The following is a 14,066-nucleotide window of genomic DNA, read 5'->3' on the forward strand; positions in this document are numbered from 1 at the left end:
TCGCAACGAAACGGAACGCTCATCACGTTCCGTTTCACTGTACTGTCAATACTCTATTATACCCTCTCAAAGCAACGATTACTAATTGAAACACTTATGCACATTAGTCGTCTTTTGATTGTTCAAGATGACGTAAGATGATGCCCGCCGTCTCTTCGACCGCCTTGTTCGTCACATCGATCACATCACAACCGATTCGTTCATAAATCCCGCGAGCATATTCGAGTTCTCGGTTGATTCGTTCAAGTTGTGCATAATCCGCTTCCGGTTTTAAACCGAGTGACTTGAGGCGCTCCATTCGAATCGAAATCAACTTCTCTGGAGAGATGATTAACCCGACACACCGTTCTGCCGGTAGATCAAACAGTTCTTCAGGAGGTCGTGATTCTGGTACGAGCGGGACGTTCGCGACTTTATATCGCTTCAATGCTAAATATTGAGACAGTGGTGTCTTCGATGTTCGTGAGACACCAACGAGTACGATGTCGGCTTTCTTCAGACCACGCGGATCTCGACCATCGTCATATTTAACGGCAAATTCCATCGCTTCGATTTTGCGGAAATAATCATCGTCCAAGCGATAGATGAGTCCCGGTTTTTCACGTGGGGCTTCTTTCAGTTGTCCCGATAAGACATCGAGTAAATCACCAAGCAAGTCAACCGTCTTGACCTGGTGTTCTTCCCCGAGCCTCATGAGAAGCGCGCGATGTTCTTCATTGACGAGCGTGAATGCAATGATTGCTTGTTGCGCCTTCGCTTGTGTGACCACATCGATAATCGTCTGCTCATCCTCAACGAATGGGATTCGGAGCGTTTCGATTGCATTCTCATGGAATTGGATACTCGCTGCTCGGACTACGAGCTCACATGTCTCTCCGACCGAGTCACTTACCACAAAAACGAGTTGTTTCGTAGTCAAATCGGTTTCCTCCTCAAATCGACTCATCGTTCGCTAACGCAATGAGCACTTTCGTCATGTTCGTTTTCGTCATCCGACCGAGAACAATCAATTTACCATCCTTTTCTTCAACGACCGGCATGGCATCGATTTGTTTCTCAATCAATTTCATTCCCGCACGAATCAATGTCTCACTTTTCTCGCAAACCGTGATATTCGGCATGCGTGTCATAATGACGTTGACCGGTAATTGATCCAAATCCTGATTCCCAATGGCGGCGCGAAGGAGGTCTTTACGTGACAATACCCCTACGAGTTCTCTGTCACGTCCGACAACGAACAACGAGCCCACATCTTCTAAGAACAGCGTAACAATCGCATCATATACCGTCATCTCATCCCGAACGACTTTCGCAGAGGACATGAAATCCCCAACGGTCAAGGAATCTAGCTTTTCGCGGAGCATCGACGAATTCCGTTTGCCAACAAACGTGTAGCCGACGCGAGGTCTTGCTTCAAGTATTCCTGTCATCGTCAAAATCGCAAGATCCGGACGCAAGGTCGCACGCGTCAGCGATAATTCCTGCGCGATTTGCTCCCCTGTAATCGGTCCATTTTCTTTTACAATCTCGACGATTTTTTGTTGGCGTTCATTCAGTTGCATAGCCAACCCCCTCTAGTTTGTTAGAGTACGAGCGCGTTGAAGTCTGCGACACTCTTAATCGTCGTAGCAAGTCGGTTCATTTCGTGGAGTCGGTTTTGGCGTACCGCCTCGTCATCACTCATAACCATTGTATGTTCAAAGTACATCATAATTGGTGATTCAAGCGTCTGAAGAAGTTGAAGCGCTTTGTTGTAGTCTCCTGTTTGAACGGCATTCATCGCATCAGGAGCAGTCTGTTCGATCGCTTCATGTAAGGCAACCTCTTGGTCGTTTTCAAACAATGACGGATCGACGTCTCCTGGCTCACCTTTTTTCGAGATATTGACGACGCGTGACAATTGCTCGATCAATGACTTCGCGTCCGCCGTGACGAATTGTTGAATCGCATGTGCACGAGCATCAAGACGGTCAACCGTAAGCGTAGTCGTCAACACGGCATCAATCACATCATAGCGAACCTGCTGTTCTTGCAAACGATATTTCAAACGAAGTGTAAAGAACTCCACGAGCTGTGCCTTGACTTGTTCTTTATCGGCATCATAGAGTCCTGCCTCCAGTTGTAATTCGACAACTTTCGAAAGAAGTTTGTCGATTGAGAGATCAATCTTCCAATCCCCAAGGATTTGTACGACTCCTTGTGCTTGGCGACGAAGTGCGAACGGATCTTGTGAACCACTCGGGATCATGCCGATACCAAAGAACGCAGCAATCGAATCGAGCTTATCTGCGAGAGCAAGCACGGCACCTGTTGCCGTCTCCGGAGACGAATCACCCGCGAAACGTGGCATGTAGTGTTCACGAATAGCCGCAGCCACTTCCTTGTCCTCACCTTGTTGAAGGGCATACTTCTCCCCCATGATTCCTTGAAGTTCTGTGAACTCGTAAACCATCTGGCTGACAAGGTCAAACTTATGAATCGCACCAGCACGATTTACTTTTTCAAGGTCCGCATCAAACAAAGGAGCAAGGGCTTGTGCGATTTCGGTCACACGTCGCGCTTTCGCACCAGTCGTTCCTAATTTTTCGTGGAAAACGATTCGATCGAGACGTGCAAGCTGATCATCAATTTTTGTTTTCTTATCTTCTTCGTAAAAGAAGACCGCATCCGCAAGACGCGCACGGATGACCTTTTCGTTCCCGCGTGCGACGTTTTCGAGATGATCGGCGTTCCCGTTTCGAACGGTAACGAAATAGTTTTTCAACGTTCCATCAACATATACCGGGAAATAGCGTTGGTGCTCTTTCATCGTCGTAATGAGGACTTCTTCCGGTAAGTCAAGATACGTCTCATCAAACTCACCAAAGAGGGCAGTCGGCCACTCGACTAAGTTCGTGACTTCCTCTAACAAGTCGGCATCAAGCGGAATCGTCCACCCTTGATTTGTTGCGAGCGTTTGAATTTGACGTTCGATTTCGGCTTTACGTGTCCCGTAACTTGCCATGACAAATGCAGCCTCTAGCGCTTCTACATATTCAGCAGGTGACTCGACGACGACATCTCCCTTGCTGAGGAAACGGTGACCTCTCGTCACATTACCTGTTTTCACGCCTTCAATCGTAAAGTCGATGACGTCTTGACCGAAGAGGGCGATCAACCAACGAATCGGACGCATGTAGCGTAAACTGCTCGTTCCCCACTTCATGTTTTTTGGGAACGTCAAGCTCCGAACGACATCTTCAAGGCCATTTAATAACGACATCGTATCTTGACCCGCCTCATGGCGTTCTGCGAAGACGTATTCAACACCTTTTTCTTCGGCGAAGTATAAGTCTTCTACTGTTAATCCACGACCACGAGCAAAACCTTCTGCCGCTTTCGACCAGTTCCCTTCAGCGTCTTGAGCAATCTTCTTCGCAGGCCCACGAAGAGTTTCCGTCAAATCTTGTTGTGTTTCTGCCACATCGCGAACGATTACAGCTAAACGACGAGGTGTAGAATACACATCGATTGAACCGAATTCAACACGTGCTTCTTTCAAGAACGCATCGACGCGCTCTGCCAATTGCTTCTCTGAGCGTAAAACGTATTGAGCCGGTAGTTCTTCTAATCCAATCTCTAGTAAAAGGTCACGCATTCAAGTCACCTGCTTTCTCTTGTTTCAAAAGCGGGAAGTCAAGGCGTTCCCGTTCTTCAATAAATTTAGCAGCACATGCACGTGACATATTACGGACGCGTTGGATGAATCCAGTACGTTCTGTCACGGAAATCGCACCTTTTGCGTCTAACAAGTTGAACGTATGTGAACACTTCAAAATGTAATCATACGCAGGGAAGACGAGATTTTCTTCGAGAGCACGTTTTGCTTCCTTCTCATATGTGTCAAATAGCGTGAAGAGCATATCGACGTCTGATAACTCGAACGTATATTTTGAGTGTTCGAACTCAGGCTGGTAGAAGATGTCTCCATACTTGAATCCATCCGTCCAAACGAGGTCGAATACGCTCTCGACTTCCTGAATGTACGAAGCGAGGCGTTCGAGACCGTATGTGATTTCAACCGCAATCGGGTCACACTCGATTCCTCCGACTTGTTGGAAATACGTGAATTGCGTGATTTCCATCCCGTTCAGCCATACTTCCCAACCGAGACCGGCTGCTCCGAATGTCGGATTTTCCCAGTTATCTTCGACGAAACGGATGTCATGCTCGAGAGGGTTGATTCCAATCAACTCGAGACTTTCTAAGTACAACTCTTGGATGTTGCTCGGTGACGGTTTCATGATCACCTGGAACTGATGGTGTTGATACAAGCGGTTCGGGTTTTCCCCATAACGTCCGTCAGCCGGGCGGCGTGACGGTTCCGTGTAACAAACGTTCCAAGGCTCTGGACCAAGGCTTCGAAGGAACGTCATCGGGTTCATCGTCCCTGCTCCTTTTTCCACATCGTACGCTTGCATCGTCAAACAGCCTTTCGATGCCCAAAAGTTTTGTAGCGTGAGAATAATCTCTTGCACAGTCATGTGCTTCATAAATGACACCTCCAATAGTATTGAAACGACAAAAAACGCCCCTATGTGCCTAGCACATAGGGACGGGATTGATTCCCGCGGTTCCACCCTACTTGCCCCAACAACGGGGCCACTCTTAAAAAGATGTGGGCGCTCTGGAATCGCCATTCACTCTCCTCATGACGCTCGGCTCACACCACCCCGAACTCGCTTCATTCATGACAGGAAGAGTTACTTTTTTCCTTCATCGCGCACGCTATTTCATTTGTCTAATCGTAACTCATCGTATCGAATTCGGTTTAAAAAGTCAATCCTCATTCAGATGAAGGCGGATCATTTGGTCGAGCACTCGTTTCGTCTTTAATCGCAGCCCACTATACGACTCCATATACGCATCAAAGAGTTGGCGCAAGAGGAGTCTGGACTCGTTCGACAACGGTACGTTCCGAAATTCTGACAGTTCGTGTTTGCTCATCAAGTAAAGCAATTTGGCAAGACGTTCTGATAATCGAACCGCTCCCTCTTCTCGATGCCGCCCACATAAAAAACCGCCAGAGGCGACCGAGAAATACATCGGGTCCGTCACGTCTCCACAGCGGACACACCCTGTCAGCACCGGGGAAACACCTAGAAGATGCAAGATGCGCAGTTCGAGATGATGGGTAATCACATCTGCATCCATGCCCGCATTCAATGCTTGAAGCGCGTCCTGTAAAATCCGAAAGAGCGGACGATTTTGTACCCGATCCTCGACAGACCGGTCGACGAGCTCCAACCAGTACATGGCGTACGCCATCCGGTCGACATCTTTCCGGATTTCCGGATAGGACGTCATGACATCGGATGATTTTAACTGAGCGAGCCCACGGCTAGAAGGGAAAATATACACACCTTCTACAAACGGCTGGCTCGAGGCATGAAACCGGCTCCCCGGTTTTTTTGCGCCTCGTGCCATAATCGCAACTTTGCCAAGCTCTTCTGAAAACAATGTCACGACTTTATTCGATTCACCATAATTGACGGTACGAATGACGATTCCCGTGACTTTTTGTAACATGGCTTAATACTCGTCGTCGCGGAAACCGAGGTCACGAAGCTGACCCATCTTGTTACGCCAGTCTTTCTGGACTTTGACCCAAAGGTTCAAGTACACTTTCGTGCCGAGAAGCGCTTCGATGTCTTGACGCGCGTCTGTCCCGATTTCACGGAGCATCGCCCCTTTTTTCCCAATGATGATTCCTTTTTGCGAATCACGTTCCACCATGATGACGGCTTCGACATCAATCATCTCCGAGTTATCACGTTTCTTGATCGATTCGATTGCCACAGCGATCGAGTGCGGGACTTCGTCTCTCGTCTTATGCAACACTTTTTCGCGAATCATCTCTGAGATAATAAACCGCTCCGGGTGGTCCGTCACTTGATCGGCCGGATAGTACATCGGTCCCTCAGGTAATAGTTTCTTAATCTCTCCTAGGAGTGGTTCGACGTTATTGCCTTGTAAAGCCGAGATTGGGACGTACGCTGCAAAGTCCAATTCATTTGTATATTGCTCGATCACTTTCGGCAGTTCATCCGGGTGAATCAAGTCGATTTTATTCATCACCAAAATGATAGGTGTGTCGAGTCCTTTCAATTTTTCAATGATGAAGTCATCGCCGGCGCCACGAGGTTCCGTCACGTTCACCATGAAAAGAATTGCATCGACTTCGCGAAGGGCGTTCGTCGCCACTTTCATCATAAAGTCACCGAGGCGGTGTTTTGGTTTATGGATTCCCGGTGTATCGATGAAAATGATTTGGGAATCATCCGTCGTATACACACCTTGTACTTTATTTCGGGTTGTTTGTGGTTTATCCGACATGATGGCAATCTTTTGACCGATTACGCGGTTTAGGAATGTTGATTTTCCGACGTTCGGTCGACCGATGATCGACACGAAACCAGATTTAAAATCTTCTTGATACATAGTGCACCTGCTTTCTCAATTTCAGAACTCTTAGTATAGCACGTTCCATAGCCTTGGACCGAATATAATGAGTGCTGTCACAGCCGCTCCGATTGAAGCGACGAGTACGGCACCCGCGGCCACATCTTTCGCCTGTTTCGCGAGTGGGTGGACATCTTTTGTGACAAGGTCGACCGCCCGCTCGATTGCCGTGTTCATGAGCTCTAAACTTAGGACTAGCGTCACCCAGGCAAGTAGGACGAGGTTTTCCATCCTTGTCGTTTGTAGCCAAATCGCGACAGCAAATACGAGTAAGGCGGATATGAGATGGACACGCATATTCCGTTCTGTCCGAATGGCATGGAGGATTCCCTCACATGCCACACGAAACGGTCTCACACGTTGCCTCGCTTCAACTCGAAATGAGTGAGAACTTCCTCTTGTCTTGCGGTCATTTCCGCCTCTTCCTCTGGTGTCATGTGGTCATATCCTAAAAGATGAAGGAATCCATGGATGGCCAAGAAACCGAGTTCCCGTTCAAAGGAATGTCCGTAGTCCGCTGCTTGTTCACGGCATCGTTCCACCGAGATGACCAAGTCTCCGAGGAGATGCGGTTCGTCTTCATCGAGTGTGAAGTCCATTTCGTCTTCGCCCATCTCATCAAAGGCAAAGCTGATTACATCGGTCGGAGCATCTTTGCCTCTCCACTCCCGGTTCACCTCATGGATTTCTTCATTCGTTAAATAGGTGACCGATAATTCACTCGGCTCTTCGACCTCTTCTAATTGTGCGGCATGTTTTAGAATCGACTCGACAAGCTCGATTTGAGACACCGTCAACAATTCATGTTCATCGTTCGAGATGATTTGCATGTAGTTCTCCCTCTTTCTTTAGTTCTGGATATTCAATTCGCTCGTGGAACAAGCCCGTCAACGTCTCGCATGCGCTCTCACCGACGCGCCAAATTTCTTTTGTCGTCAAGTCGCAGTCTTCAAACTGTCCGTCTGCCAGTTTATCACGGATGATGGCACGGACGAGCATCCGGATTTTCTCCGGTGTCGGTTGTTTTTGCGAACGAACGGCCGCTTCGATTGAGTCGACAATCATGACGACCGCCGCTTCCCGTGTTTGAGGCTTTGGACCAGGATAACGATATCTGGACTCCACCACGTCTTTCTCATGATCTTCTTTCGCTTTGACAAAGAAGTATTTCAATAAAGATGTCCCATGATGTTGCTCAGCAATATCGATGATTTCCTTTGGTAATTTATAGCGTCGCAACAGATCGGCCCCATCATAAGGGTGAGCCATGATGATGTCAGCGGACTCTTCTGGTGTCAGACGATCGTGCGGATTCCCTCCACCTTGTTGATTTTCAATGAAGTGAAGAGGACGTTCCGTTTTCCCGAGGTCGTGGTAATAGCTCGCCACCCTTGCGAGCAAACCGTCTGCTCCAATGGCTTCACAAGCCGATTCCGCCAAGTTTGCCACCATCATACTATGATGATACGTGCCAGGCGCTTCCATCAAGAGCTTTCGGAGCAATGGATGTGTCGGACTCATCAATTCGACGAGTCGACCAGACGACAAGACGCCAAACCATGGTTCTAAGAAAGGCAAGAACCCAAATGTCAATACGATGGATAACAAAGCACTGATGACGGCAAACCCAGAAAGGTACATCGCCATTTCCCAAGTCACTTGGACGTTTCGCAATAAGAGCAATGCGATGACCATGATGATGTTCACGATGCCGAGTAAGACGCCCGACAAGAACAAGCGCTTCCGCTGAATTTTCGGTTCGACCAAAAAGACGGCTAAGAAACTTCCAGTCGCGACATATACCAATGTCATGAAGTTCGTGCTTTGTCCAAATGTGACGACGATACTTCCCGCAATCATAGTAATGAACGCCGATGCGAGGGCGACACGCTCGTCAATCAAGATACGTAGTAATAATACGACGAAGGCGGTCGGTGCCAAGAGATAAGCATATGTCGTGTAGTCGACGCCGATGTATCCGACGCCAAAGAAGATACCGAGTTGTAACAGAAGCAACCCGTAGACGGTCACTAATATTTTCGGGCTTAGTAATAAATCTTTGATTTTCGAGCGAATGAGCATGAACAAGAAACCGCCCGTCAACAACCCGCTCAATAAGAATGATCCGAACAGTGGAGCGAGTGACCGGTTCGGATCGATCGCTCCAGTGAGTTCTAGCTTCCGATAAATCTCACGCGTGACGACTTCCCCTTGACTGACAAGAAGTTGCCCTTCTTGGATGATGACAGGATCGACTGCATCGACGGCTTCTTGTTCTTTTTGACGAGTCGCCTCAGAGTCAAACACATAGTTTGGGACGATGAGTTCATCGCTTAATGTTTTTGCGATTGCACGGAATTCAAACGAGAGTGGTGATTGATCAACGATTGCAGCCGCGCGGTCTCTGGCCGCTGCGACCGCTTCATTACTCGCCTCAATCCGGTCGTCCATCACTTGTTGCAAAGCCGTTACCGTCACGTCTTCAACGGTTTGGCGCGTATCTTCCGTCGCCTCTAGGAGTGAGTTCAGTTCTTCGTCAGCGAGTACCCCGCTCGCTTCTGTCGAGTTCAGACGGTTCTTAATATCTGCAAGTTCCGTCTCTTCATCGGTCTGGTCGAACGCCGCGAACAATTGCTCGACTTTAGCAATCTGTTGGTCGGCAAATTCCCGCCGAAGCGAAAACTGACTGCCGACGCCGTTCGTTACTTCTTGTTTCAACCGTTCAGTCGCCACTCGATCCTCGACCGTAATCGGAGACCGGATGTCCTGTTCGGCAATCCCTAACGGTTCCACACTAATAATGGACGGGCGCACGGTGAAGTATAGAATGGCACCTAGTAAGAGAAAGAAAATCAGCGAAATCGTCGCGACTGTCCAATGTTTGGCTTGCTGCATTCGTGTGCCCCCCTTTCACGATCATTGACCTCACTATCGTCCTTATGTGAGGTCTGTACTATAGGCGTTGATTATTTTCTTAACGAGTGGATGACGGACGACGTCAGACGCGCTGAAGTGTTCAAAATGAATCCCATCCAAGCCCTCTAATAAGCGTAACGCCTCTTGTAAACCTGACGCCTTGCCTTTCGGTAAATCGACTTGTGTCAAATCCCCCGTGACCACCATCTTCGATCCGAAACCGAGTCGCGTCAAAAACATCTTCATTTGTTCTTTCGTCGTGTTTTGTGCCTCATCTAATATGACAAACGCATCTTCTAATGTACGTCCACGCATATAGGCGAGAGGAGCCACTTCGATTGTCCCTCGTTCTAATAAGCGATTCGTCTGTTCAACGCCGTAGACGTCGAATAAGGCATCATATAACGGTCGAAGATAAGGATCCACCTTTTCTTTCAAATCACCTGGTAAAAACCCAAGATTCTCCCCTGCTTCAACGGCAGGTCGCGTCAAGATAATCCGTTTCACCTGACCTTCTTTTAGTGCGCGCGCCGCTAGCACGACTGCCAAATACGTTTTACCTGTTCCAGCCGGTCCGATTCCAAAGACGAGGTCTCGTCGTTCGATTGCGCGAACATAACGACTCTGCCCAACTGTTTTAGCACGAATCGGTTTTCCCTTGTTTGTCGTGAAGACGACACGCTCATAATGTTCGAGCAGTTCGTCACCCTTTCCGACTTGGATATGTTGAATGACACTGATGGCGTCGCTCTCGTTAAGACGTGCACCTTTTTTCACTAACGTCTGTAACGTGAGGATGACTTGCTTTGTCAATTCTAGCGCTTCTCCATTATCAGCTTGGATAATCAATTCCTCGCCTCTTGGAATGAGTGCCACTTTCAATTCTGTCTCAATCGCTTGGAACACTTCATCTTTCGGTCCGAGTAAAGCTTGTGCTTCATTCGCATGTTCCATGACGAAAGGTATTTTATCAGTCATAATCAATGGATACGTTGCCCCCTCTAAATATCGGTTATTCCTCTTTTACTTTAGCACTATCACGCCTATCGTGAAAGAAAGACCGTGTATTTTCCCCATGCAAAAGGCAGTAACGCGAGGTTACTGCCTTTGCCTTACTTCTTTCGTTTCGAGATCGGAGGTTGTAATACCTCGCTCCAAATGACAGCTTCCCGCATTTGTTTTTTCGAAACTTTCAGTTGTCGCGGTTTAATTTCCTCCTGAATTGGAGGGATTTTCACCGCTTGTTCAAACTGCGCACTCACTTTCGGCATCTCGACTTGACGTTCCCGAGGAGCTGGTCGCTCTTCGGTACGCGCTATCCGACGTCTCACCTTTTGTGGTGCTGGCTTTTGTTCTGATTCGGAGTCGTCAAACGCCGATTCAATTTCCTTCATCACGTCTCCGACCGAATCCAAGTAGCGTTTCAGTTCACTGCTTTGAGGACGGTCGCCTGAAGACGATGACTTTTCAAGCCGCTTCATCACCGCCGAGGCGATTCCGAAGGCTGCTAACAAAAGTACCCATAGTCCATCCATATTTATCACTCACTATCTGATTCAGAATCGATAGGTGACCCGATCGCTTTACGCATTTCCGTATCTGCTTGAACGTTCAAGTAATTCACGTAATCCATGACGCCGAGTTTACCGTTACGCAACGCCTCGGCCATCGCGAGTGGGACTTCCGCTTCGGCGCCGACAACTTTCGCACGCATTTCCTCTACAGAAGACTTCATTTCCTGTTCGCGAGCAATCGCCATCGCTCGGCGTTCTTCCGCCTTCGCTTGAGCAATCTTTTTATCTGCTTCGGCTTGGTCAGTCTGAAGGACCGCCCCGATGTTCTTACCGATATCGATATCTGCAATATCAATCGAGAGAATTTCAAACGCCGTACCTGAATCCAAACCTTTTGTGAGTACGGTACGTGAAATCATATCTGGGTTCTCCAGTACGTGCTTATGATTGTTTTGAGACCCGATCGTCGATACGACACCTTCTCCGACACGGGCGATAATCGTTTCTTCTCCTGCACCACCGACGAGACGATCGATATTGGCACGCACTGTAATACGCGCTTTCGCCTTCACTTCAATCCCGTCCATTGCCACACCGGCGATAAACGGTGTCTCGATGACTTTCGGGTTAACCGACATTTGTACGGCTTCAAGTACGTTACGACCTGCCAAGTCAATGGCAGCGGCACGCTCGAACGATAATTCGATGTTTGCGCGGTGTGCCGCAATCAATGCGTTTACGACACGGTCAACATTACCACCCGCTAAGAAGTGACTTTCCAGTTGGTTCGTGTTTAAACCGAGACCGGCTTTGACTGCTTTAATCAATGGGTTAACAATTTTTGATGGTACGACGCGGCGAAGGCGCATCCCGACCAATGTGAAAATCGAGACGTGTACACCTGCTGCGAATGAGCTAATCCATAATCCGATTGGTACAAACGTGAAGAAGACGGCAAGCGCAATCAATCCTCCACCTGTAATGAGTAACGTCGTCAATAGTTCTGGTGTCATTCTGTTACATCCTCCTTCGGTTCTATAAAGGTCCGAACGACAATCCGCCCTGAATCCACTTTATATACCTGAATTTTTGTCTGCTGATCGAGATAGCCACCCTCTGTCACGACGTCAATACGTTCTCCGTCGATTTCGGCAGTACCGGCCGGGCGAAGTGGTGTTAACGTCACACCGACTTTCCCGAGAAGTTGTTTACGGTCATCATGGGACAAGTAACCTTTTTCGGTCGATGTCGAATCCGTCAAAATCAACCCTTTATAAATGAGAGGACGATTCGTACTTAATCGGCGGTATGCCCAGAACCCAAGTCCAGTGAGCACCGCTGCCGCTAAACCGATGGAAAGCCATAGCTGACCGATTGTCGCACCCGCCATAATCAAACTGGCAACAACCGCTCCGATCCCAAGTAAACCGAACAATCCAAACCCTGCAACGAACACTTCAATTCCAAGAAGGACGACTCCGACAAAAAAGACTGTCAGAATCACTCCGAGACCAAATGTCATCGTCTTACTACCCCCTTCCAAATTCAAAGCTATCTCCTATCTCTAGTGTATACGAAACAAGAATGAATGTGGTTTCAGAATACGCAAAAAAAGCAGAAACTTTCGGTTTCCCGAAAAGTTCTGCTTTTTCATCAATTCGTCAATTGTTGTTTGACGATTCGGTTCACAAGACCACCGTCTGCCTTGCCTTTGACTTGCGGCATGACGACGCCCATCACCTTACCCATATCAGATGGAGCGGATGCGTTCGTTTGAGCAATTGCTGCTTGGACGATCGCAGTCACTTCATCTTCTGAAAGTTGTTCAGGCATATAGGCTTCTAGGACGACAATCTCTTCTGCTACTTTGGAAGCAAGGTCTTCACGACCAGCGCTTTCGAATTCTCGGAGGGAGTCTCTGCGCTGTTTCATCTCTCGGTTGAGCACCGTGAGTTCCTCTTCCTCGGTAAGATCTTGACGACCTAGTTTGATAGCCTCATTTTGGAGCGACGCTTTTACCATCCGGATCGTCGTGAGACGATCTTTTTGTTTAGCGCGCATGGCTTGCTTCATGTCGTCCGTCAAGCGTTCTTGAAGACTCATGAGCCAACACCCTCTCTACACAATGAAACTGGAATCAGAATTTCTTACGCTTACGCGCAGCTTCTGATTTCAATTTACGTTTTACGCTTGGCTTTTCGTAGTGACGACGTTTACGAACTTCGGCAAGTGTGCCATCTTTCGAAACACCGCGTTTGAAACGACGAAGAGCGTCTTCAAGCGATTCGTTTTTACGGACACGAGTTTCCACTAGTTTTCCCTCCCTCCGAATTACACGACTAAGGAAACGTGTTTCACACGTCATATCATATTATAGTGAAATTAAGTCGTGTGGTCAACCACTTATTAATAGTCGCTGTCTGAACGTCCGCCTGTGACGATTGCGATACCAGCTGAAGCACCGATGCGTGTCGCACCAGCATCGATCATCGCTTTCGCTCCTTCGAAGTCACGAACACCGCCTGAAGCTTTTACGCCGAGGTCTGGTCCAACTGTTTCACGCATGAGACGAATGTCTTCGACCGTTGCGCCACCAGTTGAGAAACCAGTTGATGTTTTGACGAAATCTGCTCCAGCTTTCACTGAAAGTTCAGCAGCTTTCTTGATTTCTTCTTTTGTAAGCATGCACGTCTCAAAGATGACTTTGACGAGTGTACCGTTTGCCGCTTCGACAACCGCACGAATGTCACGCTCTACGAGGTCGTAGTCGCCGTCTTTGAGTGCTGCGATATTGATCACCATATCGACTTCATCCGCACCGTTTGCGATCGCGTCTTTTGTTTCGAACGCTTTCACTTCAGGCGTGTTCGCTCCGAGTGGGAATCCGATGACTGTACATACTTTGACGTCGTCATCTGACTTAAGTTGCTCCGCAGCATATTTGACCCATGTTGGGTTGACACAGACACTTGCGAACTTATATTCGAGTGCCTCTGCACAAAGTTTTGTAACTTGATCTTTTGTTGTTTCAGCTTTTAAAGCTGTGTGGTCGATATAACGGGCTAATTCCATTATTCATTTCCTCCTCTGACAAATAAGTCTGACATCTAACATATTACCATGTTTTTTCGAGAT

At 48.1% G+C, this 14,066-nt stretch carries 16 protein-coding genes; all 16 read right to left on the reverse strand.

Annotation, left to right across the window (positions count from 1 at the left end):
* Positions 1-103 precede the first annotated feature (103 nt).
* Positions 104-946 carry a pyruvate, water dikinase regulatory protein gene (locus KNO75_RS05580; protein ID WP_214820296.1) on the reverse strand — a complete coding sequence of 281 codons (843 nt, stop codon included), beginning with the start codon at positions 944-946 and terminating at the stop codon, positions 104-106.
* Positions 933-1,562: a transcriptional regulator CcpN gene (gene ccpN / locus KNO75_RS05585; protein WP_074033362.1), complete on the reverse strand. Its 630-nt coding sequence runs from the start codon at positions 1,560-1,562 to the stop codon at positions 933-935. Before ccpN ends, KNO75_RS05580 begins: the two co-directional genes overlap by 14 nt.
* Positions 1,563-1,582: 20 nt before the next feature.
* A complete protein-coding gene (glyS, locus tag KNO75_RS05590) occupies positions 1,583-3,637 on the reverse strand; it encodes a glycine--tRNA ligase subunit beta (protein ID WP_214820299.1) in 2,055 nt (684 codons plus the stop codon).
* Positions 3,630-4,523, reverse strand: a complete 894-nt coding sequence (gene glyQ, locus KNO75_RS05595) for a glycine--tRNA ligase subunit alpha (RefSeq protein ID WP_214760239.1) — start codon at positions 4,521-4,523, stop codon at positions 3,630-3,632. Before glyQ ends, glyS begins: the two co-directional genes overlap by 8 nt.
* 295 nt (positions 4,524-4,818) lie before the next feature.
* A complete protein-coding gene (gene recO, locus KNO75_RS05600; RefSeq protein WP_214693093.1) occupies positions 4,819-5,568 on the reverse strand; it encodes a DNA repair protein RecO in 750 nt (249 codons plus the stop codon).
* A gap of 3 nt (positions 5,569-5,571) precedes the next feature.
* The gene (gene era, locus KNO75_RS05605) at positions 5,572-6,480 is read right to left on the reverse strand and encodes a GTPase Era (protein ID WP_214749221.1); all 909 of its coding nucleotides are present in this window, start codon (positions 6,478-6,480) and stop codon (positions 5,572-5,574) included.
* A 30-nt stretch (positions 6,481-6,510) separates the two neighbouring features.
* Complete coding sequence (locus KNO75_RS05610) at positions 6,511-6,858, reverse strand: diacylglycerol kinase family protein (protein ID WP_214749223.1); 348 nt, start codon at positions 6,856-6,858, stop codon at positions 6,511-6,513.
* Positions 6,855-7,331 (reverse strand): rRNA maturation RNase YbeY, encoded by a 477-nt coding sequence (gene ybeY, locus KNO75_RS05615; protein WP_214782295.1) that lies wholly within the window; start codon positions 7,329-7,331, stop codon positions 6,855-6,857. Before ybeY ends, KNO75_RS05610 begins: the two co-directional genes overlap by 4 nt.
* Positions 7,309-9,396, reverse strand: coding sequence for an HD family phosphohydrolase (locus KNO75_RS05620; protein WP_214820301.1), 2,088 nt, complete (start codon positions 9,394-9,396; stop codon positions 7,309-7,311). Before KNO75_RS05620 ends, ybeY begins: the two co-directional genes overlap by 23 nt.
* A gap of 42 nt (positions 9,397-9,438) precedes the next feature.
* On the reverse strand, positions 9,439-10,395 hold the full coding sequence (locus KNO75_RS05625; RefSeq protein ID WP_214821694.1) for a PhoH family protein: 957 nt from the start codon (positions 10,393-10,395) through the stop codon (positions 9,439-9,441).
* A 134-nt stretch (positions 10,396-10,529) separates the two neighbouring features.
* A complete protein-coding gene (locus KNO75_RS05630; protein WP_214820303.1) occupies positions 10,530-10,952 on the reverse strand; it encodes a hypothetical protein in 423 nt (140 codons plus the stop codon).
* Positions 10,953-10,957: 5 nt separating this feature from the next.
* Positions 10,958-11,944, reverse strand: coding sequence for a flotillin-like protein FloA (gene floA, locus KNO75_RS05635; RefSeq protein ID WP_074033371.1), 987 nt, complete (start codon positions 11,942-11,944; stop codon positions 10,958-10,960).
* Positions 11,941-12,453, reverse strand: a complete 513-nt coding sequence (locus tag KNO75_RS05640) for an NfeD family protein (protein WP_074033372.1) — start codon at positions 12,451-12,453, stop codon at positions 11,941-11,943. Before KNO75_RS05640 ends, floA begins: the two co-directional genes overlap by 4 nt.
* 131 nt (positions 12,454-12,584) lie before the next feature.
* The gene (locus KNO75_RS05645; RefSeq protein WP_074033373.1) at positions 12,585-13,034 is read right to left on the reverse strand and encodes a GatB/YqeY domain-containing protein; all 450 of its coding nucleotides are present in this window, start codon (positions 13,032-13,034) and stop codon (positions 12,585-12,587) included.
* A gap of 34 nt (positions 13,035-13,068) precedes the next feature.
* Positions 13,069-13,263 carry a 30S ribosomal protein S21 gene (rpsU, locus tag KNO75_RS05650; protein ID WP_029334745.1) on the reverse strand — a complete coding sequence of 65 codons (195 nt, stop codon included), beginning with the start codon at positions 13,261-13,263 and terminating at the stop codon, positions 13,069-13,071.
* A 74-nt stretch (positions 13,264-13,337) separates the two neighbouring features.
* Entirely contained in the window at positions 13,338-14,003 is a 666-nt protein-coding gene (gene deoC, locus KNO75_RS05655) for a deoxyribose-phosphate aldolase (protein ID WP_214749232.1), read from the reverse strand.
* Between the last annotated feature and the right edge of the window lie 63 nt (positions 14,004-14,066).

Origin of the sequence: Exiguobacterium sp. s35, from assembly GCF_018617535.1 — a bacterium.
Classification (GTDB): Bacteria; Bacillota; Bacilli; order Exiguobacteriales; family Exiguobacteriaceae; genus Exiguobacterium; species Exiguobacterium aestuarii.

What these genes read in the sequence shown, in the direction of transcription:
- ccpN (WP_074033362.1), bottom strand. Translation starts at nt 1,562, where the DNA reads ATGCAACTGAATGAACGCCAACAAAAAATCGTCGAGATTGTAAAAGAA.
- ybeY (WP_214782295.1), bottom strand. Translation starts at nt 7,331, where the DNA reads ATGCAAATCATCTCGAACGATGAACATGAATTGTTGACGGTGTCTCAA.
- KNO75_RS05620 (WP_214820301.1), bottom strand. Translation starts at nt 9,396, where the DNA reads ATGCAGCAAGCCAAACATTGGACAGTCGCGACGATTTCGCTGATTTTC.
- KNO75_RS05645 (WP_074033373.1), bottom strand. Translation starts at nt 13,034, where the DNA reads ATGAGTCTTCAAGAACGCTTGACGGACGACATGAAGCAAGCCATGCGC.
- KNO75_RS05630 (WP_214820303.1), bottom strand. Translation starts at nt 10,952, where the DNA reads ATGGATGGACTATGGGTACTTTTGTTAGCAGCCTTCGGAATCGCCTCG.
- KNO75_RS05580 (WP_214820296.1), bottom strand. Translation starts at nt 946, where the DNA reads ATGAGTCGATTTGAGGAGGAAACCGATTTGACTACGAAACAACTCGTT.
- KNO75_RS05640 (WP_074033372.1), bottom strand. Translation starts at nt 12,453, where the DNA reads ATGACATTTGGTCTCGGAGTGATTCTGACAGTCTTTTTTGTCGGAGTC.
- glyQ (WP_214760239.1), bottom strand. Translation starts at nt 4,523, where the DNA reads ATGACTGTGCAAGAGATTATTCTCACGCTACAAAACTTTTGGGCATCG.
- deoC (WP_214749232.1), bottom strand. Translation starts at nt 14,003, where the DNA reads ATGGAATTAGCCCGTTATATCGACCACACAGCTTTAAAAGCTGAAACA.
- floA (WP_074033371.1), bottom strand. Translation starts at nt 11,944, where the DNA reads ATGACACCAGAACTATTGACGACGTTACTCATTACAGGTGGAGGATTG.
- glyS (WP_214820299.1), bottom strand. Translation starts at nt 3,637, where the DNA reads ATGCGTGACCTTTTACTAGAGATTGGATTAGAAGAACTACCGGCTCAA.
- recO (WP_214693093.1), bottom strand. Translation starts at nt 5,568, where the DNA reads ATGTTACAAAAAGTCACGGGAATCGTCATTCGTACCGTCAATTATGGT.
- era (WP_214749221.1), bottom strand. Translation starts at nt 6,480, where the DNA reads ATGTATCAAGAAGATTTTAAATCTGGTTTCGTGTCGATCATCGGTCGA.
- KNO75_RS05625 (WP_214821694.1), bottom strand. Translation starts at nt 10,395, where the DNA reads ATGACTGATAAAATACCTTTCGTCATGGAACATGCGAATGAAGCACAA.